The organism is Caballeronia sp. ATUFL_F1_KS39 (assembly GCF_023630985.1).
GTDB classification, from domain to species: domain Bacteria; phylum Pseudomonadota; class Gammaproteobacteria; order Burkholderiales; family Burkholderiaceae; genus Caballeronia; species Caballeronia zhejiangensis.
In genome coordinates this window covers 24,089-47,698 of the sequence record NZ_JALQDZ010000048.1, presented here as the reverse complement: position 1 = coordinate 47,698, position 23,610 = coordinate 24,089, and the positions used below count along the sequence as shown (strand labels likewise).

25 protein-coding genes are annotated in these 23,610 nt (G+C 63.8%); 11 read left to right on the top strand and 14 right to left on the bottom strand.

Translation table 11 applies throughout. From position 1 onward, the window contains the following. Nucleotides 1–312: 312 nt before the first annotated feature. The gene (locus tag NCR93_RS24800; protein ID WP_175980517.1) at nucleotides 313–762 is read right to left on the bottom strand and encodes a hypothetical protein; all 450 of its coding nucleotides are present in this window, start codon (nucleotides 760–762) and stop codon (nucleotides 313–315) included. 46 nt (nucleotides 763–808) lie between these two features. On the opposite strand from NCR93_RS24800, the gene NCR93_RS24795 reads away from it, so the two are divergent. Next, nucleotides 809–1,591, top strand: a complete 783-nt coding sequence (locus tag NCR93_RS24795; protein ID WP_008347548.1) for a bestrophin-like domain — start codon at nucleotides 809–811, stop codon at nucleotides 1,589–1,591. A gap of 1 nt (nucleotide 1,592) precedes the next feature. Here the strand turns inward: NCR93_RS24795 and bktB are convergent, their stop codons facing one another. The 3 genes from bktB to NCR93_RS24780 all read right to left on the bottom strand — a co-directional run bounded on the left by bktB (nucleotide 1,593) and on the right by NCR93_RS24780 (nucleotide 5,780). Then, entirely contained in the window at nucleotides 1,593–2,777 is a 1,185-nt protein-coding gene (gene bktB / locus NCR93_RS24790; protein WP_175980516.1) for a beta-ketothiolase BktB, read from the bottom strand. Nucleotides 2,778–2,809: 32 nt separating this feature from the next. Beyond that, a complete protein-coding gene (locus NCR93_RS24785; RefSeq protein ID WP_175980515.1) occupies nucleotides 2,810–4,612 on the bottom strand; it encodes an acyl-CoA dehydrogenase in 1,803 nt (600 codons plus the stop codon). 163 nt (nucleotides 4,613–4,775) lie between these two features. Continuing rightward, nucleotides 4,776–5,780, bottom strand: coding sequence for an AraC family transcriptional regulator (locus tag NCR93_RS24780; protein WP_081851888.1), 1,005 nt, complete (start codon nucleotides 5,778–5,780; stop codon nucleotides 4,776–4,778). 228 nt (nucleotides 5,781–6,008) lie between these two features. Between NCR93_RS24780 and NCR93_RS24775 the strand changes: the two genes are divergently transcribed. Beyond that, the gene (locus NCR93_RS24775) at nucleotides 6,009–6,506 is read left to right on the top strand and encodes a hypothetical protein (protein ID WP_051079011.1); all 498 of its coding nucleotides are present in this window, start codon (nucleotides 6,009–6,011) and stop codon (nucleotides 6,504–6,506) included. Between the two features lie 7 nt (nucleotides 6,507–6,513). Here NCR93_RS24775 and NCR93_RS24770 read toward each other — a convergent pair whose 3' ends face one another. Next, nucleotides 6,514–7,401 (bottom strand): LysR substrate-binding domain-containing protein, encoded by an 888-nt coding sequence (locus tag NCR93_RS24770; RefSeq protein ID WP_175980514.1) that lies wholly within the window; start codon nucleotides 7,399–7,401, stop codon nucleotides 6,514–6,516. A gap of 131 nt (nucleotides 7,402–7,532) precedes the next feature. Between NCR93_RS24770 and NCR93_RS24765 the strand changes: the two genes are divergently transcribed. Further along, nucleotides 7,533–8,288 (top strand): SDR family NAD(P)-dependent oxidoreductase, encoded by a 756-nt coding sequence (locus tag NCR93_RS24765; RefSeq protein WP_175980513.1) that lies wholly within the window; start codon nucleotides 7,533–7,535, stop codon nucleotides 8,286–8,288. Nucleotides 8,289–8,295: 7 nt separating this feature from the next. Here the strand turns inward: NCR93_RS24765 and NCR93_RS24760 are convergent, their stop codons facing one another. The 6 genes from NCR93_RS24760 to NCR93_RS24735 are packed head-to-tail and all read right to left on the bottom strand — an operon-like array spanning nucleotide 8,296 to nucleotide 13,729. Further along, a complete protein-coding gene (locus NCR93_RS24760) occupies nucleotides 8,296–9,138 on the bottom strand; it encodes a class I SAM-dependent methyltransferase (RefSeq protein WP_175980512.1) in 843 nt (280 codons plus the stop codon). Nucleotides 9,139–9,187: 49 nt separating this feature from the next. After that, entirely contained in the window at nucleotides 9,188–10,003 is an 816-nt protein-coding gene (gene phaZ, locus NCR93_RS24755) for a poly(3-hydroxyalkanoate) depolymerase (protein ID WP_008347529.1), read from the bottom strand. Between the two features lie 27 nt (nucleotides 10,004–10,030). Further along, the gene (locus tag NCR93_RS24750) at nucleotides 10,031–11,710 is read right to left on the bottom strand and encodes an alpha/beta fold hydrolase (protein WP_175980511.1); all 1,680 of its coding nucleotides are present in this window, start codon (nucleotides 11,708–11,710) and stop codon (nucleotides 10,031–10,033) included. Between the two features lie 25 nt (nucleotides 11,711–11,735). Then, entirely contained in the window at nucleotides 11,736–12,200 is a 465-nt protein-coding gene (locus NCR93_RS24745) for a MaoC family dehydratase (RefSeq protein WP_033536411.1), read from the bottom strand. 10 nt (nucleotides 12,201–12,210) lie between these two features. Further along, nucleotides 12,211–12,582: a BON domain-containing protein gene (locus tag NCR93_RS24740; RefSeq protein WP_008347525.1), complete on the bottom strand. Its 372-nt coding sequence runs from the start codon at nucleotides 12,580–12,582 to the stop codon at nucleotides 12,211–12,213. A gap of 19 nt (nucleotides 12,583–12,601) precedes the next feature. Continuing rightward, nucleotides 12,602–13,729, bottom strand: coding sequence for a porin (locus tag NCR93_RS24735; RefSeq protein WP_008347523.1), 1,128 nt, complete (start codon nucleotides 13,727–13,729; stop codon nucleotides 12,602–12,604). A gap of 257 nt (nucleotides 13,730–13,986) precedes the next feature. Between NCR93_RS24735 and NCR93_RS24730 the strand changes: the two genes are divergently transcribed. The 4 genes from NCR93_RS24730 to NCR93_RS24715 all read left to right on the top strand — a co-directional run bounded on the left by NCR93_RS24730 (nucleotide 13,987) and on the right by NCR93_RS24715 (nucleotide 16,951). After that, on the top strand, nucleotides 13,987–15,042 hold the full coding sequence (locus tag NCR93_RS24730) for a beta-keto acid cleavage family enzyme (RefSeq protein WP_008347521.1): 1,056 nt from the start codon (nucleotides 13,987–13,989) through the stop codon (nucleotides 15,040–15,042). Between the two features lie 71 nt (nucleotides 15,043–15,113). After that, nucleotides 15,114–16,460: an MFS transporter gene (locus NCR93_RS24725; protein WP_008347520.1), complete on the top strand. Its 1,347-nt coding sequence runs from the start codon at nucleotides 15,114–15,116 to the stop codon at nucleotides 16,458–16,460. Nucleotides 16,461–16,488: 28 nt separating this feature from the next. Next, a complete protein-coding gene (locus NCR93_RS24720; protein WP_033536412.1) occupies nucleotides 16,489–16,668 on the top strand; it encodes a hypothetical protein in 180 nt (59 codons plus the stop codon). Between the two features lie 7 nt (nucleotides 16,669–16,675). After that, on the top strand, nucleotides 16,676–16,951 hold the full coding sequence (locus NCR93_RS24715; protein ID WP_008347518.1) for a Rieske (2Fe-2S) protein: 276 nt from the start codon (nucleotides 16,676–16,678) through the stop codon (nucleotides 16,949–16,951). A gap of 11 nt (nucleotides 16,952–16,962) precedes the next feature. Here the strand turns inward: NCR93_RS24715 and NCR93_RS24710 are convergent, their stop codons facing one another. Together NCR93_RS24710 and NCR93_RS24705 are read right to left on the bottom strand one after the other, a co-directional pair. Next, nucleotides 16,963–17,694, bottom strand: a complete 732-nt coding sequence (locus NCR93_RS24710; protein WP_175980510.1) for an oxygen-binding di-iron domain-containing protein — start codon at nucleotides 17,692–17,694, stop codon at nucleotides 16,963–16,965. Nucleotides 17,695–17,834: 140 nt separating this feature from the next. After that, nucleotides 17,835–18,041 (bottom strand): hypothetical protein, encoded by a 207-nt coding sequence (locus NCR93_RS24705; protein WP_175980495.1) that lies wholly within the window; start codon nucleotides 18,039–18,041, stop codon nucleotides 17,835–17,837. An 85-nt stretch (nucleotides 18,042–18,126) separates the two neighbouring features. On the opposite strand from NCR93_RS24705, the gene NCR93_RS24700 reads away from it, so the two are divergent. The 3 genes from NCR93_RS24700 to NCR93_RS24690 all read left to right on the top strand — a co-directional run bounded on the left by NCR93_RS24700 (nucleotide 18,127) and on the right by NCR93_RS24690 (nucleotide 21,665). Beyond that, entirely contained in the window at nucleotides 18,127–20,052 is a 1,926-nt protein-coding gene (locus NCR93_RS24700; protein WP_175980509.1) for an FAD-binding monooxygenase, read from the top strand. Between the two features lie 10 nt (nucleotides 20,053–20,062). Then, complete coding sequence (locus NCR93_RS24695; protein ID WP_033536433.1) at nucleotides 20,063–20,503, top strand: MarR family winged helix-turn-helix transcriptional regulator; 441 nt, start codon at nucleotides 20,063–20,065, stop codon at nucleotides 20,501–20,503. Nucleotides 20,504–20,903: 400 nt separating this feature from the next. Continuing rightward, nucleotides 20,904–21,665, top strand: coding sequence for an SGNH/GDSL hydrolase family protein (locus tag NCR93_RS24690; protein WP_239294875.1), 762 nt, complete (start codon nucleotides 20,904–20,906; stop codon nucleotides 21,663–21,665). Between the two features lie 15 nt (nucleotides 21,666–21,680). On the opposite strand, the gene NCR93_RS24685 is transcribed toward NCR93_RS24690, so the two are convergent. After that, on the bottom strand, nucleotides 21,681–22,244 hold the full coding sequence (locus NCR93_RS24685) for a sugar O-acetyltransferase (RefSeq protein WP_175980507.1): 564 nt from the start codon (nucleotides 22,242–22,244) through the stop codon (nucleotides 21,681–21,683). Nucleotides 22,245–22,447: 203 nt separating this feature from the next. On the opposite strand from NCR93_RS24685, the gene NCR93_RS24680 reads away from it, so the two are divergent. After that, nucleotides 22,448–23,584: a branched-chain amino acid ABC transporter substrate-binding protein gene (locus NCR93_RS24680; RefSeq protein WP_008347507.1), complete on the top strand. Its 1,137-nt coding sequence runs from the start codon at nucleotides 22,448–22,450 to the stop codon at nucleotides 23,582–23,584. The last annotated feature ends 26 nt before the right edge of the window (nucleotides 23,585–23,610 follow it).

Below are 23,610 nucleotides of genomic sequence, written 5' to 3'. Positions count from 1 at the left end.
ACGAGAAGTCTATCGAAGGTTGCAGAAAGCGGATTGTTCGCGAAGTTCAATAGCCAGAAATAGCTAGCGTCATATTGATGTCGGGTAAGTCCCGCTCTCGCTTGCTCCCCGCTTGCGAGAGCATTCCAAGTCGTGCGAGTTAGCGATGCGTCAGGACGTGTCGCTCTTCGCTCCGACACGCCACAAGAAAGATGTGAGGACCGTTTGTATCAATTCGAACGGCAACGCTCAATGTCAGACCAACGGCACATCAAAGGCCGTGACAGACGTGGGTCATTTTGTGGGTCGCCAAAACAAAAATCCCGCAAGTCATTAACTATACGGGATTTTTTTATGGTGCTTTGGCGGTGAATCGGGCGATTTTGGGCGGAATCGCGTTGCTACGGGACTGAATATGGTCGAGATTCGGTTGTTCATTCCTTGACTGAATTGACCGTGAACATAGCCGACCCCATGAAACCGACGATCAATCTTGAGAGCGAAGCGGCGCAAAGCGGCGCGACCGCGCAAATAACGAACGCGCTCTTGGATATCCTTGCCATCGGGCATACGCAAATCGATCGCGCTGACCACGTCGACGGCGACGAATTCTTCGCGAACCTCGGCGAACTCGACCGCCAACAGAAAATTCGCTAGCGCGTGGCCCGCACTCACCGCCGCGTCGATTTCCGCGCGCCGCGAATGTGCTGACGTTCGGAAGCGGCTATCACCCGCTATCAGCCCAGCGGCGAAATGCGCACGGGCACCTTCGAAGCCCCCCATCGACTGTGATTTAATGTGCTCCGTTCGGGTCCACGGAGCGCATCCGATGACGAGCACCTGGTTGCATAACCTTCCGCTTTGGCAGATGACGCTCGTGGTATTCGGCGCGACGGGCGTCGCGGGGGCGGCGATCCACTTCGTAACGGGCCGGCTCGCGGCCAGCGCGCATCGGCGCGCCTTCACGACGCTTTCGCCGGGCCTGCTTTCGCCGATCGGCGTCATCTTCGGCTTGCTCATCGCGTTCACCGCCGCGCAGGTCTGGAACGACACCGCGCGCGCCAACGGGGCCGTCGATGCCGAAGCCGGCGCGCTGCGATCCGTCGTCGTGCTATCCGCCGCTTTTCCGCCAGACGCGCAGATCCAGTTGCGCAAGCTGATCCGCGAATACATCGAATACACCGTCAATACGGAATGGCCGATGATGGCGCAAGGCGCGGTCACGCTGAAAATCAGTCCGCCGACGCTGAACAAGGCGCTTCAGTTCGCGCTCGCCCTGCCCGCGATAACCCCCGGGCAGCAGACCGCGCAGCGGCAGGTAGCGGTATCGCTGGAACGGGCGCTCGAAGCGCGCCGCGAGCGCATTCTGGTGAGCCGGTCCGAAGTCAGCGGCATCAAATGGCTGTGCCTCGGCTTTCTCGCCGTGTGTCTCGTCTTCGCGATCGCGCTCGTTCATGGCGAAAACCGGCTGACATCGGCCGTCGCGATCGGGCTCTTCTGCGCGAGTCTCGCGACGACCATGCTGCTGATTCTCTCGCACGACCGCCCATTCTCCGGCGAGATCGCGGTGAAGCCCGAGCCGCTCCTGCAGGTCGTCCCCGCGTTCGGCTGATTCACTGAAGATTTTCGAAGATCGCCGCGATGCCCTGACCGCCGCCGATGCACATCGTGACGAGCGCGTAACGCCCGCCGATGCGCTTCAGTTCATAAAGCGCCTTCACCGTGATGAGCGCGCCCGTCGCGCCGACCGGATGCCCGAGCGAAATGCCCGAACCGTTCGGATTCACCTTGCGCGGATCGAGTCCGAGCTCGTTCGTCACCGCGCACGCCTGCGCGGCGAACGCTTCGTTGGCCTCGACGACATCGAGCTGATCGACGGACAGACCCGCCCGTTCCAGCGCCTTGCGCGTCGCGGGCACGGGACCGATGCCCATATACGCCGGATCGACGCCCGCGTGCGCGTAGGACACGAGCCGCGCGAGCGGTTTCGCGCCGCGCCGCTCGGCTTCGCCACGCTCCATCAGCAGCACGGCCGCCGCCGCGTCGTTGATGCCCGATGCGTTGCCGGCCGTCACCGTGCCGTTCTCCTTGACGAACACGGCCTTCAGGTTTTCGAAGTCGCTCGGGCGCGCATCGTGGCGGACGTGCTCGTCGGTGTCGAAGACGGCATCGCCTTTTTTCGCGCGCACGGTGATCGGCAGAATCTGCTCGCCGAAACGGCCTTCCGCGATCGCACGCGCCGCACGGCGATGCGATTCGAGCGCGAGCGCGTCCTGCGCCTCGCGGGAAATGCCGTATTTGCGCGCCACGTTTTCCGCCGTCACGCCCATGTGGATTGTCTGAAAGGGATCGTGCAGCGCGCCGAGCATCATGTCGACGAGCTTGCCGTCGCCCATGCGCTGCCCGAAGCGCGCGCCCGGCAACGCGTACAGCGCGCGGCTCATGGATTCCGCGCCGCCGCCGATCGCGACGTCCGAGTCGCCGAGCATGATCGTCTGCGCAGCCGATACGATGGCCTGCAAGCCCGATCCGCACAGCCGGTTCACCGTCAGCGCCGGAACGTGCTGCGCGACGCCGCCGTCGATCGCCGCGACGCGCGCGAGATACATGTCCTTCGGTTCCGTATGCACGACATTGCCGAAGACGACGTGACCGACGTCGTCGCCCGCGACGTTCGCGCGCTGAAGCGTTTCGCGCACGATCATCGCGCCGAGTTGCGTCGGAGAGAAATCCTTCAGGCTGCCGCCGAAGTCGCCGATCGCAGTTCGCACGCCGCTTGCCACCACTACTTCACGCATTGCATCGCTCCTGTTGATTTCGCGTGCAGGCGTCAGAATTGCGCCTCGCTCAATGTGAACAGCGGATCGTCGCCGTGCGCCGAGACGATCGCGGTTTCCAGCGCGCGCGCCTGCGTCAGCACGTATTCGGAGAAGCAGTGCGCGGTCGCGATCTTCGCGCCGTGGAACGCCGGATCGTCGGCCCGTCTGGCTTGCGCGACGAGCAGCGCGCGCGCCATCTGCCAGCCCGACAACACGATGCCCGCGAGCTTCAGATACAGCACGCTGCCCGCGAACACCGCGTTCGGATCGCGCTTCGCGGATTCGAGCACGTAGGCGACGACGTTCGCGAGCGCGTCGCGGCCATCGGCGAGACGGCGATGCATCGAATCGAAAACGCGCGCGGCATCGCCGGCATCGACGGATTTCAGAGCGTCGAGCGTCTCGTCGATCTGCGCGAGCAGCACCTGCGCCGTCGCGCCGCGATCGCGCAGCGTCTTGCGGCCGACGAGATCGTTCGCCTGAATCGCCGTCGTGCCTTCGTAGATCGCGAGGATGCGCGCGTCGCGATAGAGCTGCGCCGCGCCGGTCTCCTCGATGAAACCCATGCCGCCGTGAACCTGAACGCCGAGGCTCGTCACGTCGTTCGCCATTTCGGTGCTCCAGCCTTTCACGACCGGCACGAGGAATTCGTTGAGCGCGAGATGGCGGGCGCGCGTGTCGGCGTCGTCGTGATGATGGGCGATATCCGCGTGCGCGGCCGCGACGTAGGCGAGCGCACGCGCGCCTTCGGCCATCGCGCGCATCGTGCCGAGCATGCGCCGCACGTCGGGATGACGGATGATCGCGACGGAACCCGCGCTCGAACCATCGACGGGACGGCTCTGCACGCGTTCCTTCGCATAGTCGGCGGCCTTCTGATAAGCGGCGTCGGACAGCGCGATGCCCTGCAAGCCGACGCCGAAGCGCGCCGCGTTCATCATCACGAACATGTATTCGAGGCCGCGATTCTCTTCGCCGACGAGATAGCCGGTCGCGCCGCCGTTATCGCCGTACTGGAGCACGGCGGTCGGGCTCGCCTTGATGCCGAGCTTGTGCTCGATCGACACGCAATGCACGTCGTTGCGCGCGCCGAGGCTGCCGTCGTCGTTGACGAGGAACTTCGGCACGACGAACAGCGAGATGCCTTTCACGCCTTCGGGCGCGTCCGGCGTGCGCGCCAGCACGAGATGGACGATGTTCTCGGCCATGTCGTGCTCGCCCCAGGTGATGAAAATCTTGGTGCCGAACACCTTGTAGGTGCCGTCGCCCTGCCGTTCGGCGCGCGAACGCACGAGCGCGAGATCGGAGCCGGCTTGCGGCTCGGTCAGATTCATCGTGCCGGTCCAGACGCCTTCGATCAGCTTCGGCAGATAGCGCGCCTTCAGTTCGTCCGAGCCCGCGAGCAGCAACGCTTCGATGGCGCCATCGGTGAGCAGCGGGCACAGCGCGAAGGAAAGGTTCGACGCGTTCAGCATTTCGATGCACGGCGACGCGATCAGTTTCGCGAGCCCTTGTCCGCCGAATTCGGCCGGATGGCTGATGCCTTGCCAGCCGCCTTCCGTGTATTGACGGAAGGCATCGGCGAAACCGGGCGTCGCCGTCACTTCGCCGTCGCGCCACTCGCTCGGCTGCTGGTCGCCGCGCGCATTCAGCGGCGCGATGACTTCGGCGGCGAGTTTCGCGCCTTCCTCGAGAATGGCAAGCGCTGTGTCCGCGTTCGAATCGGCAAGTCCGGGAAGCTGGCTGATGCTTGCAATATCTGCCAGCTCTTCCATGACAAACATCATTTCCTTGACGGGCGGCGTGTAATTCATCGATGACTCCTGGGCCCACAGCCTTTCGACGAAACGCGCGCTGTGGCAAACAAACGTTGATGTGTTGCGATGCATGATATCAACGCCGCCGAAATCCTTAGCTACCGGAATCTGCCCTTTCACTGACAAAATCTGCCAAACGCGCCGGCCGCTTTTGGGCGCGTCACTCGCCTTTTCTTTGCCGGTACGCCGCGGGCGTGCTGCCGGTCCAGTGACGGAACGCGCGATGAAACGCGGTCGGATTATCGAAGCCGACGTCGTATGCAATGGCCGCGATGGCATCGTTCGAACGGGTGAGACGCTGGATCGCGATGTCGCGGCGCACTTCGTCCTTGATCGCCTGAAAGGTCGTGCCCTCGGCTTCGAGACGTCGGCAGAGCGTGCGCATCGAATAGTGCAACTGCTGCGCGACGGCATCGACGGTCGGCGTCGACGGCAGGCCCGTCGCGATGCACTGCCGCACGCGATGACACACCATCTCTTCCGTGAACGACACGAAAATCCAGTCCTCCGGCGCGCGCTGAAGAAACGCGTCGAGATCGGATTTGCGCTGACGGATCGGGCGGTCGAGATAGCGCGCATCGAACGCGATGAGCGTGCGGTCGCGGCCGAAACGCACCGGCCCCGGAAACAGGTACAGCAGATCGCCGGACTGCGCGGGCCGCATGAATTCGAACGCCGCTTCGATGAGTGGAATCTTCGCGCGGATCAGCCACGACGCGACGCCGTGCACGAGCTTCAGCACGAGTTCCCGCGCGAGCGCGCTCGCGGGCGGTCCAGCGGGATTCGCGACGAATTCGACGGTCGCATACGGTCCCTCGCGGCGCGACACGAGCTGGAATTCATCGAGCACCAGATGGAAGAACTGCCCGAAGCGATGCAGCGCGACCTCCAGACGCGGCGCGTCGAGCAGGCTCAAACACAGAAATTTGAGCGTGCCGTTGCGCAGCGGACGCGCGAAGATTCCCGGCATCTCGTCGTCGAGTTCCATCGCAAGCAGGCGATAAAGCGTCGAAAACTGCTCCTGTGTGACGCGCGCGGCTGGCATGCCGAGTAATTCGTGCGGAATGCCGGAATGTTCCGCGAGCCGGATGACCGCGGCGCGGTCGGCGCCCGAAAGGAAGCCGTTGACGACCGAGATGGGAACGGTTGGGGAAGGAGGCCTCATGAGGCCGATTTTGTCATAGCCGCCGGGCGGCGTAGCGCGGAACGCGTACGTTCGTGCTTCATCGCGAACGTCCGGAGCGGTGCGGACGAATCGCTGGACCTTTCAGATTGAAACTTCTATAACGGGATGTGCAAGCGCCGTCCGAAAGGCATCCGTCCGCGACGAAGCTCGCTCGAATTAGTTAGGAACTCGAACCATATGTTCTGAAGAAAATTTCGGAGGTTGATCATGACCCGTTTCCCCTGTTCAACGAAACTCCTTGCGTTGCCGGTTCTGAGCCTGATGGCAGGCGCATCCGCCGCTTGGGCGCAGACGCTTCCGAAGCAAGGCAATATCGAAGCCACGTACACCGCATCCGGCGCGGATGTGCGCAATATCAGCGTGAGCGGCGATGACGCCGTGTATCTCTTCGAATCCACGCTCCTGATGACGAACAACAAATCGCCGCTGATGCAGAACGTCACCGCGCGCTGCGTCGAAGCCGGCTTCAGCGCGGGCACGGCGACCGGATATTGCGTCTATTCGGACAAGGACGGCGACAAGTTCATCGAGTCCTACACGTATCAGGGCGGCACGCCCAAGGGCAAGGGAACGATCGGCTCGGGCACGGGAAAATACAAGGGCATCGAAGGTCAGTTCGACTGGCAGCAAGTCGTCGCCCTGCCCTCGGACAAAGGGACATATAACTACGTCGGCAAGAAGACCGGCAGCTATCGCATTCCGTGAGCGAGATTCAAAGCTGAAAGATGGACGCCACATGATCGATGAACGCGCGGACGACAGGCGGCAGCCCGCGACGGGTCGTAAAGACGAGGTGGACGATCCCGGTTTCGGTTTTCCACGACGGAAATACATGCACGAGCTCGCCGCTCGCGACCTGCTCGCGACAGACGTGATCCGGCAGCAAGGCGACGCCGAGCCCAGCCATCGTCGCATCGCGCAGTGAGACATAGTCCACGCACGTCATGCGCGGCTCGCTGCGGATCGTATGCGACGCGCCATCCGGTCCGGTGAATTGCCATTCGATCTCGCCCATCTGATCGGTGGTCGCGAGCGTCGGCAATGTCGATAACACCGCAATGTCGCCGCTCGTGCAAAGCGACGCGACGACGGGCGCGGCCACCAGAATGCGGCTCGAATGCCCCAGCGTCCGCACGATCAACGACGCGTCCGTGTCCAGCCTGACGCGCACGCGAATGGCAATGTCGATGCGTTCCTCGATCAGATCGACGGGACGATCCACGGCGATCACCTGCAAGCGCGCCTTCGGAAAGCGCGTCAGAAACGTGTTGTATGCCTTCGACAAAGTCGGCATGAGACCGAGCGGACAACTGCAGCGGATCACGCCGCGCGGTTCGCTGAGCGCTTCGGAGACGACCGAATCGGCTTGCTGCACGTCGAGCACGATCGTCCGGCAACGCTCGTAGAACGCCTGTCCGACGTCGGTCACGCGAAAGCGGCGCGTCGAACGTTCGATCAGGCGCACGCCGAGCCGCGCTTCGAGCCCGGCGATGCGTCGGCTGATCGTCGATTTAGGCGTGCGCAGGACGCGGCTCGCCGCCGCGAAGCCTCCATGCCCGACGACTTCCGCAAATAGAACGTAATCGTTGATGTCCGCCATGCCGAATGCCTCGATTGACCCATTTTTGGAACTATCAAACCCAGTTTCGCAGTCTACCGCGCCGATTGTCTCATCGGCATGATGTCTTCAACGCGACGCAACGTGCGACGCGAAACCAACGGAGAACTCAAATGACTGGCAAATTCGAAAACAAGGTCGTGGTCGTGACGGGCGGCACCAGCGGAATCGGCTATGCAACGGCGGCGCGTTTCGCGGCGGAAGGCGCGTCGGTGTTCATCACCGGCCGTCGTCAGAAGGAGCTCGACGCGGCTGTCGAGTCGATGAAGGGCCGCGTCGTCGGCATCCGCGCGGACATGTCGAACCTCGCGGATATCGACCGCGTCTACGATGCCGTTCAGCAGAAGCACTCGCACATCGACGTGCTGTTCGCCAACGCCGGCGGCGGCTCGATGCTGCCGCTCGGCGCGATCACCGAAGAGCACTACGAAGACACGTTCGGGCGCAACGTGAAGGGCACGATCTTCACCGTTCAGAAGGCGCTTCCGCTGCTGCGCGACGGCGCGTCGGTGATCCTGACCGGGTCGACGGCGGGCAGCGTGGGCACCGCCGCGTTCAGCGTCTATAGCGCGTCGAAGGCGGCCGTGCGCAACCTCGCGCGTAGCTGGACGCTGGACCTGAAGGAGCGCGGAATTCGCGTGAACGTCGTCAGCCCGGGGCCGGTGAAAACGCCTGGTCTCGTCGAGCTGGCCGGCCCCGATCAGGCGCAGCAGCAAGGCCTGCTCGACTACATGGCGTCGAACGTGCCGCTCGGACGCGTCGGCGATCCGGACGAAGTCGCGAAGGTCGTGCTGTTCCTCGGATCCGATGAATCGAGCTTCGTCGCGGGCGCGGAATTCTTCGTCGACGGCGGCATCGCTCAGGTCTGAGACGTCACTAAGGCTTGACGAACCTGAGCGTCATGCGATCCGACTCGCCGATGGCGGCGTAACGCGACCGGTCGACATCGCCGCCCCGGTAAGTGGGCGGCAAGGACCACACGCCGTTCGGATAGTCCTTCGTATCCTTTGCATTCGCGTTGATCTCGCTGCGCGCAACCAGCACGAAACCCGCTGCTTGCGCGTGCTCGATCACGAATGCTTCGGTCACGTAGCCGGAATCGATCATTTGCTGCACGGTCGCTCCCGGCCGCGCGCGATGCTCCTCCACGCCGAGCACGCCGCCATGCTTGAGCGCGTCATTGAACGCGCGCAGGTTTGCATCGATCTGGCCGTCCTTGATCCAGTTATGGATGTTCCTGAACGTGAACACGCGGTCGAACCGCTCATGCGCGTTAAAGCCGATGAAGCGCCCCGCGTGCAACGTGCCGACGACGACGTTTCCATACACCGCGGGCGCAGCCGCGAGCTTGCGCCGATAAGCGGCGTCGGTATCGCTGTCCTCGGCGGCGAGATCGGCGGATATGCTCAGATATTGCGCCTCGTAAAGCTGACCCGAATCGTGCAGATAGGGCGCGAGTATGTCCGTGTACCACCCGCCGCCCGGCGCGATTTCGAGCACCGCCTGGGTCGGAGTCAGCTCGAAGAACTGCAGCGTTTCTCTCGGATGACGATAGACGTCGCGCGCCCTCGCCTTGTCGCTGCGTTGCGATCCGTTAATCGCGGCATCGAGCGACGATTGCGCATCGCGTGAAGAAGACGCGCATCCTGTCAGCGCGAGCATGAAGCTGGCGGCGGCGATGACGATCGCGCGCCGCATGTCGAGGCGAATGAGGTTCATGAAGCACGATGCGAGTCCGAGGTATCCGACACGATACGCGTTTCTTTCGCTATTCGCTCGCCAGGAAACTGCGCACCAGCGGCCCGACTTCGCATGTTCGCGTGATGAGAAACAGATGCCCGTCCTCGATGACATGCAGCGTCGCGCGCCGGATGCGGCGTGCAAGGATTTGCGCGTTGACGAGCGGAACGATGGGATCGTCGTCGCCGTGCATGACGAGCGTCGGCTGGCGCAGGGAGCCGAGCCAGAGCAGGCTGCTCCATCCGCACGTCGCGAGCAGTTGATACATGTATCCGCGTCCGCCCGGCGCGCGAATGTGACGGCCATGTTCCGCCAGCAGCGCGGGATCGCGCCGGTAAGCGCCGCCGTAAATCTCCGCGCCCACTTCCCGCAGATAGTCCGGATCGCGGTAACGCCGCGCGCCGACGAGCTTCGACAGCACCGATAGCCGCCCCGGCACCATGATGACGCCCGGCGATGTCGCGGCCAACACCAGCCTGCGGCAGCGATACGGATACATATACGCGAACTGTTGCGCCAGCGCGCCGCCCCACGACACGCCGAGAATGTCGACCGGCCCTTCGTAGCCGAGCTTCCCGAGCAGCTTGTCGGTCATCACCGCGAGCGTCGCGAAGCGATACGGCACGAGCGGCGCGGGCGATCCGCCGACGCCGGGAACATCGAAGACGACGACTTCGACATCGCCGAGCGCATCGGCGAATGGCTGAATCAGTTCGAGATTCGCGCCGATGCCGTTGAACACGACGAGCGGCGGCGAAGTCTCGTTGCCACGCCAGATGCCCACGCGAAGCGTTTGGCCATCCAGCGAAACAGTCTGTATTTCCGGTGCGCGCACGTTTTTCATCTTTGTTTTCCGTTTGGACGCTTCGCTTCAGGCCTCGCTGACATACGTTCCGGGCGCGTCGGCCAGTCGCTTGTGACGCCGGTTGCCGAGGGCTCGCGGCGCGGGACGCAGTTCGCCCGAGCGTTGCGCAAGCCAGTCGCGCCAGTCGTTCCACCACGAATCCGCTTCGGGGCGCGCGCCGGCGAACCACGCATCGGCGTCTTCGGGCAATGCGTCGTTACGGAAGAACTTCGCCTTCGGATTGCCCGGCGGATTGATGAGACTCTGGATATGCCCGCTCGAACTCAGCACATAGCGCGTCTTGCCGCCGAACGCGCGCGCCGTGTTGTAGACGCCCTTCCACGGCGTGATGTGATCGGTCATGCCGGCCATCACATACGTGTCGCACTCGACCTTCGACAGATCGACCGGCGTGCCGAGCACCGTCAGCTTGCCCGGCTCGCTGAGCAGGTTGCGCGTGAAGATGTCGAGCAACTGGCCGTGCAGCTTCGCGGGCAGGCGCGTCGTGTCGTTGTTCCAGTAGAGGATGTCGAAGGCCGGCGGCGCCTCGCCCATCAGATAGTTGTTGACCCAGAAGCTCCAGACGAGATCGTTCGGCCGCATCCATGCGAACACGCGGCCCATTTCCTCGCCGGGCAGCACGCCCTTCGCGCGGCTGTTGCGCTTGGCGACTTCGATGGCTTCGGGCGTCGTAAAGAGACCGAGTTGCGAATCGGCGCTGCTGTCGAGCACGGCGACCATCAGCGTGGCCGCGTGGACCGTCTTGTCGCCGCGCGCCGCCAGATGGCCGAGCAGCGCGGAGATCGTCATCGCGCCGGAGCACGCGCCGTGCAGGTTCACATCCGCGTGACCGGTGATGTCGCGCACCGCGTCGATCGCTTCGATGAGCGCGGCGACATACGTGTCCATGTCCCAGTCGCGCTGCGCCTCGGTCGGATTGCGCCAGCTCACGGCGAACACCTGGAACTCGCTCTGCACCAGATATTCGACGATGCTCTTCCCCGCCGACAGATCGAAGATATAGAACTTGTTGATCTGCGGCGGCACGATGAGCTGCGGACGCGCGCGGACGTTCGGCGTCGCCGGCGCATAGTGGATGAGTTCGAGCACTTCGTTGCGGAAGACGACCGCGCCCGGCGTCGTCGCGAGATTCCCGCCGACGCGAAACGCGCGCTTGTCGACCTGCGAAGGCATGCCCTTGTTGTTGAGCGTATCGGTGAGCATGTTGCGCATGCCGGCGACGACGCTCGCACCGCGCGTGTCGACGAGCTTGCGCAGCGCCGCCGGATTGCCCGCGAGCGTGTTGGTCGGCGCGAGCGCATCGGTCAGGAGCGACATCACGAACTGCGCGCGCTCCTTGCTGGCATCGTCGAGCGCGGACCGATCGATGAATCCGGCGAGCGCATCGCGCCATGCCAGATACCCCGTCAGCGTCGTGCGATACAGCGGCTGTTCGCGCCATGCCGGATCGGCGAATCGCTTGTCGCCTTGCTGCGGCGAAGGCGCGTGAGCGCCGTTGACCGCCGAGCTCAGATCGCGGACGAGCGCCGCGGTCTGTCCCATCAGCAACGCGGGATGCAGCATCGCCTGAGCGCCGATCTGTCCCGCAGCCGCAAACATGTCGACCGCGCGCAATCCGACGAACGGGTTGGGTCCGAGCATGCCGTCGGCGGCGCTGGCCGTGAGGCCTTCGTTCTCGTTGATCATTTGAAATTCCTTCCACGCGCCGCCGTTACGCGACGAGCATTGCGAGCGTTTGTGCGATCAGCGCCGGCTTCGTCTCGCCTTCGATCTGCAATTCACTGTCCGTCTTCACGAGGATGCGTCCGCCGTCCTTGCGCTCGACCGCACTGAGCACGACGCGGCATCGCACGCGCTTGCCGGATCGCACCGGCGTCATGAAGCGCACCTTGTCGAGTCCGTAATTCAGCGCGGCGGATGCATCGGGCGGAATGAGGCCGACTTCGATCGCGAGCGTCGCCAGGAGCGACAGCGTCAGATAGCCGTGCGCGATCGTTCCGCCGAACGGGCTCTCGCGTTTCGCGCGTTCCTCGTTGACGTGAATCCACTGCATGTCGCCCGTGCATTGCGCGAATGCCTCGATGCGCGCCTGATCGACGATGACCCAGTCCGACACGCCCAATTCCTGGCCGACGAATTCATCGATCGTCGCCATGCTGTATTCCATCGTTCTCATGCAATCTCCGTTATTGCGCGAAATTGCGCCGGACGGTCAGCTTGTTCGTGACAGACGTCACGCCCGGGACGCCTTTCGCCAGCGTTGCAGCCTTCTCGATCTGCGCCGCGTCGGCCGCGGTGCCCGTCAGCGTCACCGCGCCGTCTTTCGCGCTCACGCCGATATCGCCCGCATCGATGCTTTTGTCCTTCGCGAACGCCGCGTACACGAGCTTGCGCAGCGCGCGATTCTCCTTGCGCGTCGCGACAGGCGCGCTCGCGGCCGAGGCCATCGAAGGCGCGCTCGCCGCCGCGATCGACTGGCTCGATTCGAGGCCGGCGCTCATCGACGCCATCACGATCGCTGCGCCGCCCACCGCATTGCGTGACATGATTTTCTTCATGGTTGCTCCGTTTATCGTCTTAGAAGTTGTGCCGCAGGCCGATCATCGCCGCGGTGGTCGACTCGCCCGGAGCCACGGGTTGCCCGTAGACGATCGTCTGGTTCATCGTGCCGTGATTGTCGACATAGCCGACTTGCGCATAAGCGAGCGTGCGCTTCGACAGGCTGTACTCCGCGCCGAGCGCGAATTCGCTCGAATGATTCGTCGAGTTGTTGTTGTCCTTCAGGTAATAGAAGCCCGAAGTCATCTTGAACACCGGCGAGAAGCGATAGCCGAGGCCCGCCGAATAGAGGTCGTAGTCCGCGCGGCCCGCGTTCGCCGGATTCTTGCCGTGGCTGTACGAGCCGGACACCGAAATGTCGCTGAACGTGTACATCGCGCCGAAGTAGACGAGCCGGTTGTTGTTGAGGCCGGTCGCCGCGACGCCGGGCAGCGGGTTCGCATCGTGTCCGTTGTAGTAGACCGCCGCGAGGTTCAGGCCGAAGTTCGAATACTTGACCACGGCGGACTCGCGCGTGCCGCCCTGGAATTCGCCCGGTACGCCGCCCGGCGCGTATTCGAGCGCGAGCGACGCGCCATAGAATTTCGGCGATTCGTAGACGAGCGCGTTGCTGTCGTACAGCGCGCCGATCGGACCGTTCGTGCTGGTGCCCGGCCAGCCGGCGGCCTGGTTCATGCCGAGCCACGCGGTGAGAATGCTGCCGAAGTACTGCGCGCCGCGCACGTCGGTATCGAACATTGCGTAGACCATCGGCACGATCTGGCGGCCCGCGTTGAACGTGCCGAACGGGCCGGAAATGCCGAGCGTCGCGAACTGGTTGAACTGCGCGGGCACGCCGGGTGTATCGGACAGACCGAAGCGGCCGCTGCCCGAATCGAAGGTGCCCTGCAGCCTGAAGTTGACGCGATATCCGCCGCCGAGATCCTCGTAGCCTTTAAGGCCCCAGTAGCTGGCGTAGATGCCGCCGTCCTTGTAGCGATACACCTTGCCCAGATTGGGCGCGTTCGGCGCGAACGACGCGGCCGACGTGCTCTGATAAAGCAAGCCTGCATCGACGACGCCGTAAAGCGTCACCGAACCTTGTGCCGCCGCAGCGCCTGAGCACGCTAGCAACGCGGCGAAGCATGGAATTCTTCCGAGTTTCATAAGGTCTCCGTATATTGTTGCTTCCGGACGTCGTGATCGAAAAGGCAGCCGCGTAATCGGCCGCTTCACGGCGCGTGAAGTCATGTTGCAAGAATACGGAAAGCGCGCGGTCAAAACCCCTCTCGCGGCGGGAGGGGCAACGGCTGCAGATCGCGCCCTCAATATCGCGCCCTCCCCTCCCGACGCGAGAGGGTTGCACGAGACATCTCTCCACTACGATGGGTTCAGGTCAACGAATCCAATTCACAGGAGCGAACATGCAATTCCTCGACGATTCCCTGCACCCCGAAAACCAGGACAAGGTCGTAATCACCGTTGCGCCTTACGGTCCCGAGTGGATGCCGGAAGATTTCCCTGAAGATATCCCCGTGACGATGGAAGAGCAGGTGCAGAAAGCCGTCGACTGCTACAACGCGGGCGCGACCGTTCTCCATCTGCATGTGCGGGAACTCGATGGCAAGGGCAGCAAGCGCCTCTCGAAGTTCAACGAGCTGATCGCCGGCGTGCGCGCGGCGGTGCCGGACATGATCATCCAGGTCGGCGGTTCGATCTCGTTCGCGCCGGAAGACGACGGTCAGGCGGCCAAGTGGCTCTCCGACGATACGCGTCACATGCTCGCCGAACTCGATCCGAAGCCCGATCAGGTGACCGTCGCGATCAACACGACGCAGATGAACATCATGGAGCTGCTGTATCCGGAGTATCTGGCGGGCACTTCGCTCTCCAACCCGGCGTTCATGGCCGCCTACGCGGAAATGACGGTTCCCGCCGGCCCCGCATGGGTCGAGGAGCATCTGCGCCGTCTGCAGGCGTCCGGCATCCAGCCGCATTTCCAGTTGACCGGCATCCACGCGCTGGAGACGCTCGAACGCCTCGTGCGCAAGGGCGTGTACAAGGGGCCGCTGAATCTGACGTGGATCGGCATCGGCGGCGGCTTCGACGGTCCGAATCCGTTCAACTTCTTCAACTTCGTGCATCGCGCGCCGGACGGCTGCACGCTCACGGCGGAGTCGCTGCTGAAGAACGTGCTGCCGTTCAACATGATGGCGATGTCGATGGGCCTGCATCCGCGCTGCGGCATCGAGGATACGATCATCGATCAGCACGGCAACCGTTTCACGTCGGTGCAGCAGATCGAGCAGTGCGTGCGCGTGGCGCGCGAACTGGGACGCGAGATCGCGAGCGGCAAGGAAGCGCGCGAGATCTATCGCATCGGCGTGCAATACGAAACCATCGACGAAACGCTCGCCGCCAACGGCATGGCGCCGAACCGCAAGGCCGGCCAGGTCAATCTGCCGCTGCGCGCGGCCTGACATCAACACTCCACGGCGATGGCGGGATGCTCACGCGTCCTGCCGGAAGCCGGACATCGGAGGAGACAATCTTGGATATTCATTGCATCGAGCCGGCGAAGTGTGACGACAACACCGCCACGGCCAAATCACGCAAATACGCGTGGATCGTTTTCGCGCTGACCTTCGGTCTGCTTTTATCGGACTACATGTCCCGGCAAGTGTTGAACGCGGTGTTTCCGCTGCTCAAGCAGGCATGGGGCCTTTCCGACACGCAGTTGGGCTCGTTGAGCGGCGTCGTCGCGCTGATGGTCGGCCTACTCACCTTTCCGCTTTCCGTGCTCGCCGACCGCTGGGGCCGCGTGCGCAGCCTCGTTCTGATGGCGACGCTCTGGAGTCTCGCGACGCTCGGCTGTGCGATCGCGACCAACTACGGCGAAATGCTCGTGGCGCGCGCCTGCGTCGGTCTCGGCGAGGCGGCTTACGGCAGCGTCGGCATCGCGCTGATTCTCAGCATTTTCCCCGCGCACTTGCGCTCCACGCTCACCGGCGCGTTCATGGCCGGCGGTGCGTTCGGCTCGGTGCTCGGCATGGCGCTCGGCGGCTTCGTCGCCATGCACTTCGGATGGCGTGCCTCGTTCGCGGCGATGGCGATCTTCGGCATCGTGCTCGTGATCGTCTATCGTCTGACGGTTTCCGACAAGCGCATCGCCGCGCGATATGGCGACGCGCAACCCGCCACGCGACAGGCGGACGGCATCCGCACGAGTCTGCGCGCGCTGCTGGCCGGACTCTTCTCGACGGTTTCCGTCGTCTGCGCGTACGTCGGCAGCGGCTTGCAGCTTTTCATCATGGGCGCGGTGATCGCGTGGATGCCGAGCTTCCTCAACCGCTACTACGCGATGCCCGCCGACAAGGCCGCGGCAGGCGCCGCCGTCTTCGTGCTGCTCGGCGGCATCGGCATGGTCGCGTGCGGTGTCGTCACGGACAAGATTTGCCGCAACGCGCCGTCGCGCAAGTGGATCACGGCGCTGGCCTATTGCCTGATCTCGATCGTGCTGCTGTCGATCGGCTTCCGCGTTGCTCCCGGCGCATTGCAGCTCGTGCTGCTCGGCGCGGGCATTCTGGTCGTCGCGGGTACGTCGGGGCCGGCGGGCGCGATGGTGGCCAACCTCACGCCATCGACGATCCACGCCTCCGCATTCGCGACGCTCACGCTCGCCAACAACCTGCTCGGCCTCGCGCCCGGCCCGCTCGTGACGGGCGCGATCGCCGACCGCATCGGTCTGTTGGGCGCCTTACAGGTGATTCCGCTCGTCGGCGTGGCGGCAATGGTCGCATTCGCGCTCGGCAGAGCGAGATATGCACGCGATCTCGACAAGATCGACGCGCTGCGCGGACGTGCATCAGAGCAGCAAGCAACCGAAATCAGCCGATAAATTCACGCCACTTCAAGGAGAAACAGCAATGACCGATCGCCTGCACACGGCTTCGTCGACCGAAACCGCCGACACCGTCGAACAATCGAAGCCGGAGGTCCCGTCGACCTCGACGTCCACGCGGACATGGGCGTGGGGAGCGTCATACGGCCCCTACGACTGGATGGACGCGCACACGCCGTGCGATGACCTGAGTCCGTGGCATTGAATCCGCGATGACACACAAACTATCGATTGCGCCGGAGAACGTGCCGCAGACCGGCGCGCGCACGCTCACGTTCGTCGATGGACGCAGCGTCGTGCTCTTCAATATCGAAGGCGTCGTTCACGCGATCGACAATTCATGTCCGCACAACGGCGCTTCGCTCGCGAACGGCCGGCTCGACGGACATATCCTTCAATGCCCCGCGCACGGCCTGCGTTTCGATGTCGTGACGGGCTGTGTCGTCGGGGCGAAAGGAATGTGTCTGACGAAACTCGTTATCGAATGACGTCGGACGTTTCATTGCTTCACGCTCTGCGCCAATGCGCGCAGCAACGCAGCGCCGTCACCGCTCCACGCGCTGCCGTGCATGCAGGCGAGCGTGGTCGGAGCGAGTTGCGCGAGGCGCTCGAACATCGCGTCGGCGTTACGCGTGTGAGAGAAGTAATCCATGCTGCGCCGGAACGCTTCGCTCGGGCCCAGAATATCCCCGGTGGTCAACGCGGGCAGCGTCGCGCCGCCTTGCGTGAACAGATCGCCGCATAAGAGCGTGCGCGTGCTGTCTTCCATCATGAAGCCGCACTCCCAGGCGTGCGGCAGATGCGGCGTGTCGATCCATCGCACGCGATGACGTCCGAGCGGGATCGATTCTCCGTCGCCGAGCGCGACGGGCGCGCGATCGGCGAGATCGGTGATCGACACCATCGCCGCAACCGTGCCGCACAGCGGCGTGGCATCGGGCGACGCCGCAAGCCACTCGTTGAGCGAACCGCACTCGTCCGCTTCGACGTGCGAGAACGCGATGTGCCGCAAGCGCGCCGGATCGATCACGCTCGCGAGCGCTTCCCGCACGAGCGGGAACATCTTGCGCGGACCGGTATGAAAGAGCAGCGGATCGTCATCGACGATCAGATACTGGTTGAAGGAAAAACCGCCCGCATCGCCGGGCAGCGTCACGGGCGTGTTGATGCGATACACGCCAGCGGCGATTTCCTCGACGTTCGTGCCGGACTGCGAGTTCGTGATGACCATGGATGCCTCCTTGGTTGATCGTTTCCCGCCGCACGCGATTCCTGCGAACCGGTCGCGTTTTCGGATGACGGCGTCATCTCATACTTCGCCCGCGGACGCAGCAGGAAAGTCTGCGTGCGCTGCTCCATCACATGCGCGGCTCAGCCGCCCGTGCGGCTGACGATCCAGATCGCCGTCGCCGATCCGAGCGAATCAGATGTACGAGCCGATCGCCCGCCGCCACGCAATTGAATATATCCGCATTCGTCGATGCCGCCACGCGCGCAGAACGCACGCTGCGGCCCGAGCCAGCCGACGCAACCCGCCATGCTTTGCTGCACGAGACGCGCCGATCTAGGGGTAAACATCCAGTTCGTCGGAATCGCTTTGATATAGTTGGTGTACGGAGTATATTTCAGGCCATCGAGACATCCAGTCAAAGAGGGAGACACCATGCAATTTCATCTCGACGGTTTCCGCGTCGGCGATCCGACGATCGAACCTGCCGCCAGCGACGCGCCTCGCGTCGACATGCCCGAAACGGTCGATGTCCTGATCGTCGGCAGCGGGCCTGCGGGACTCGTGCTGGCCGCGCAACTCTCGCAGTTTCCGACGATCGATACGCGCATCGTCGAGCGCCGTTCCGGACCGCTCTTGATGGGCCAGGCGGACGGCGTCGCGTGCCGCACCGTCGAGATGTTCAATGCGTTCGGCCTGAGCGATCGCCTGCAGCGCGAGGCGTACTGGGTCAACGAAACGGCTTTCTGGCGGCCCGATGCCGAAGATCGCGGCGCGATCAGGCGTACCGGCCGCGTTCAGGATACCGAAACAGGTTTGTCGGAGTTTCCGCACGTCATCGTCAATCAGGCGCGCGTGCAGGACTATCTGCTGGGTGTGATGCGGCGTTCCGCCTTGCGTCTCGAACCGGACTACGATCTCGAAGTCGTCGATGTCGAGCGCGACGACGACGGCGACGGCGACGGCGACGGCGATCATCCGGTGAAAGTCACGCTGCGGCGCACCGATGCGGCGCGGCTCGACGAGACCGTCACCGTGCGCGCGCGTTATGTCGTGGGTTGCGATGGCGCGCGCAGCCGCGTGCGGACGGCCATCGGGCAAACGCTGCGTGGCGATGCGGCCAATCACGCGTGGGGCGTGATGGATGCGCTCGCTGTCACGGACTTCCCCGACATTCGTCTGAAGGTCGCGATTCAATCCGCGAGCGAAGGCAATCTGCTCATCATTCCGCGCGAAGGCGGGTATCTGGTGCGCTTTTACGTCGATCTGGGCGAGGTCACGGCGGACAATCGCGACACCATCAAGCAGATCAAGGTCGATCGCATCATTCAGACCGCGCAACGTATCCTTCATCCCTATTCGCTCGACGTGAAGGAAGTCGCGTGGTTCTCCGTGTACGAGGTCGGGCAGCGTCTGACGGACCGTTTCGACGATGCCATCGCCGCCGATGGCACGAGTCGCGAGCCGCGCGTGTTCATCGCGGGCGATGCCTGCCACACGCATAGCGCGAAGGCCGGCCAGGGCATGAACGTCTCGATGCAGGACGGCTTCAATCTCGGCTGGAAACTCGGCGCGGTGCTGCGCGGACTCGGCGACGCCGACCTGCTGCGCACCTATTCCGACGAACGTCAGCCGATCGCGCAGGAGCTCATCGATTTCGACAAGGAATGGTCGGCCATGATGGCCGCACCGCCCAAAGACCCGAACCGGCCCGAAGCGGGCGGCGTCGATCCCGCCGAGCTTCAGGCGTACTTCGTGCGCGCGGGCCGCTACACAGCGGGCGTCGCGACGCGCTACCGTCCGGCCATGCTGACGGGCGAGCCGACGCATCAGGCGCTCGCGAGCGGCTTCGCGATCGGCACGCGCTTTCACTCGTCGCCCGTGATTCGTCTGGCCGATGCCAAGCCGATGCATCTCGGACACGTCGCGCGCGCCGATGGCCGCTGGCGTCTGTATGCGTTTGCTGATGCGAACGGCCGCGCGCTGCATGCGCTGTGCGAACATCTTTGCGCTTCGCCCGATTCCGTTCTGCGGCGCGTGACGCCGGAAGGCGCCGATCCGGACAGCGTTCTCGATCTGCGCGCGGTGTTGCAGCGGGATCATCGGGACGTCGCGTTGAATGAACTGCCGGGCATTCTCCTGCCGCGCAAGGGGCGCTATGGTCTGGTCGACTACGAGAAAGCATTTACCAACGATGCGGCGACTGATATTTTCCACGAGCGCGGCATCGATCGCGAACGGGGCGCGATCGTCGTGGTCCGTCCGGATCAATACGTCGCGCATGTCCTGCCCCTGGACGCGTACGCGGAACTGAACGCCTTTTTCGATCCGATCTTTCCGCGTGCTTCAACCCGCTCATGAACTGATCAAATTGCCGAATAAAGAAGATGACCGCGCGCTGTCGCGATACACGGGCAGCCTCGTGCGTCGCGCGCAGCAGCGCCATGTCGCGGTGTGGCTCGCCGAGGTTTCCGCCGAGATTACGAGCGTGCAGTACGCGGCGCTCGAAGTCCTGCACGAAACGCCCGGCGTCAATCAGCGCCAGCTCGGCGATGAACTCGATGTGGACCGTTCGACGATCGCCGATCTCGTCGCGCGCATGGTTCGCAACGGTCTCATCGAACGCTCGGACGATCCCGTCGACAAGCGCAGTTACGTGCTCTTCCTGACGCCGGCCGGAAAGAAGCAACTGGCGGCGCTGCGTCCGCGCGTCGAGGAAGTCGAGCGCATTCTCACCGCGCGGCTGACGAAAAAGGAATGTCTCGAGTTACGGCGGCTGCTTGCGGCGTTGCTGCCCGATCGCGAAGTTTGAGTAAGCAGTTAGTCCCAACGCGACATGCGGATGCGCGCGCCGGACAGGTTCCAGGCCGACAACGTCTTGGCGATTTCCGTCCGGCCGGCATGTCCCCGGTTTCATGACAGTACCCTCGCAGGCAATGACAACGACGTCCAGTCGACTTGGGGGAGACATGAACCGGATTCAGGCACTCTTGGCGGCATTGGCCGCCACTTCGTTGCTGGCGGCTTGCGGCGGCGGCGACAGTTCTTCGGGCGTTCAAAGCACGTCCACCGCGACCGCGCCTACGCCGGCTTCAGAGCCTGCTCCCGCTGCCACGCCCGCGGGTTCGTCGCCGAATATCGTTGCCATCGGCGATAGCCTGACGCAGGGAGTCGGATCGGATATCGGCGGCTACCCGGCAATTTTGTCCGGCATGCTAAATAATCGGACCTTTGCGAATCTCGGCATCGGCGGGCAGACATCGACGCAGATCGCGGCGCGCGTCGGAGCATTGCCATCGACGGTCACGGTCGATGGCGACGCCGTGCCGGCGGGCAACACGGCGGTCCATCTTTCGAGCGTGTCGATCGACATGCTGTCGACACCCGCCGATGACGTCGCTCGGAGCAAGCCGGGCACGCTCTGCTCGGTGCATGGCGCGCTCCAGCGCACAGCGGACGGCGGGCCGCCATCGACGACCGAAACCTATACGTTCGTGCGGGACAGCGCCGGATCGGCAGTGCCTTGCGCCGCCGGATCGGCATTCCTCGGCGATTCGGAAGGCTATGACACATGGACCGCTATCATCTGGGTCGGCCGCAACAATGGCTATGACGCACAGACCGTCCTCGCGGACGTGAAGTCCATCGTACAGTGGCTCAAGCCCGCGGGCGCGCACTTCGCGGTGCTTTCGATCATCAAGGGCGATTTCACCGGCGAGTATGCGGGCGGAGAAGTCGCGAAATATCTCGACGATCTCAACGCGTCCCTGAACGCGGCGTATCCCGACAATTTCATCGACGTCGAGTCTGCGCTCGTCAATGCCTACAATCCGAGCCTTCCTCAGGACGTCATCGATCACAGCCACGACATTCCGCCGTCTTCACTGCGCTCCGACGCGATCCATCTCAACGACGCCGGCTATACCATCGTCGCCGGACAGGTGAAGGCGCTGCTCGCATCGAAGAACTGGTAACGGCGATCGGGACTTCTAGTCGCGGACAGCAGGACGAACGCGCGCCGGATTCCCGACCGCCGTGGCGCCGGCGGGCACATCGCGCGTCACGATGCTGCCTGCGCCGATCAGAGCGTCATCGCCGATCGTCACGCCCGGCAGGATGATCGCGCCCGCGCCGATCCACACATTGCGGCCGATCCGCACGGGACGCCCCAGTTCGAGGCCCGTCGCGCGCACGGCAGGATCGCGCGGATGATCGGCGGTCAGAATCTGCACGCCCGTCGCGATCTGCGTCATGTCGCCGATCTCCACGGCGACGACATCGAGAATCGTGCAGTTGTAGTTCAAGAACACGCCCGCGCCGAGCGTGATGTTGTAGCCGTAGTCGCAATGAAACGGCGGCCGGACCATCGAGTCCGGACCGATGGCGGCGAACCGTTCGCCGAGCAACCCGTACCGCTGTGCGAGCGGCATGTCCATCGCGCCATTGAAGCGCGCCATCCATGCGCGCGCCGTTGCCTGATCGGCCTGAATTTCTGCGTCGTTGGCCGTGTACAGCTCGCCAGCCAGCATCTTTTCTTTCTCTGTCCGATTCATCTGCAAATCCTCGACTCATGATGGGCGGGCCGCAGAACAATCGTTCGCTCGCGGAGAAATCAGTATTTTCCCCCGAATACGAACCGCCGGAATTCGACAGAAAATAAGTCCCGAAACGATACGACAAGCCGAATGACGGCCTTCGCCCGCGTTAAGCGAACGCCCGAACCGCGTATGACCTTCACTTGATGGAGTGCCCTGTCATGAAAACGTTCGTTTCCCTCTTCGCGGCGTCCGCGCTCTGCCTGGCTCCGCTCATTGCAAGCGCGCAGCAGACCGTCAAGATCGGCCTGTCCGCGCCGCTCACCGGCATCAGCGCCGCGAACGGCAAGGATCTGGAAAACGGCGTGCGGCTCGCGATCGAAGAAGCCAACGCCCAGCACATCAGCATCGACGGACAGCCGGTCCAGTTCGAGCTCGCATCCGTCGACGATCAGGGCGATCCGCGCATCGGCGTTCAGGTGGCGCAGAAGCTCGTCGACGATGGCGTCGTTGCGGTCGTCGGCTATTACAACTCCGGCGTCGCGCTGCCTTCCGCGCCCATCTTCGGGAAGGCCGGCATTCCGCTGCTCGATCCCGCGGCGACGAATCCCGCGATTACGCGTCAGGGCTTGAACAACGTGTTCCGCATCATCGCCACCGACACGCAGAATTCCGGCAACGCCGGCACGTATGCCGTGAAGGTCACGAAGGCGAAGCGGATCGCGGTCATGGACGACCGGACCGCCTTCGGGCAAGGCGCGGTCGAAGAGTTCAGGAAGGCGGTGCAGGCGGCGGGCGGCCAGGTCGTGTCGGAGGAATACACCAACGACAAGGCCGTCGAATTCAATGCGCAACTGACGAACATCAAGGCCGCCAACGCCGATCTTCTGTACTTCGGCGGACTCGATGGTCAGGCCGGGCTGATCGTCAAGCGGATGAAGCAGCTCGGCATCCGCGCGCAGTTCGTCGGCAGCGGCGGGATTGCCGACAGCGTGTTCATCAGTTCAGCGGGAAACGCGGCTGAAGGCGCGATGGCCTGGGAATACGGCCGGCCCGTCGATTCATTGCCCGAAGGCCGCGCGTTCGCCGCGAAATTCAAGAAGCGCTTCGGCGCGGAGACGCTGACCTACGCGCCGTTCGCGTATGACTGCGCGTGGCTCGCCATCACCGCGATGAAGAAAGCAAATTCCGTGAAGCCCGCCGCGATCATCGAGACGCTGCGCACGATCCAGTACAACGGCATCACCGGAAATATCTCGTTCGACAAGTTCGGCGATCTGAACAACCCGACATCGACGCTGTATCAGGTCAAGTCGATGAAATGGCAGCCCGTGACGACCATCGGCGCGGAGAAATAGACGCGCTCGCGGAACGTCATCGGGCA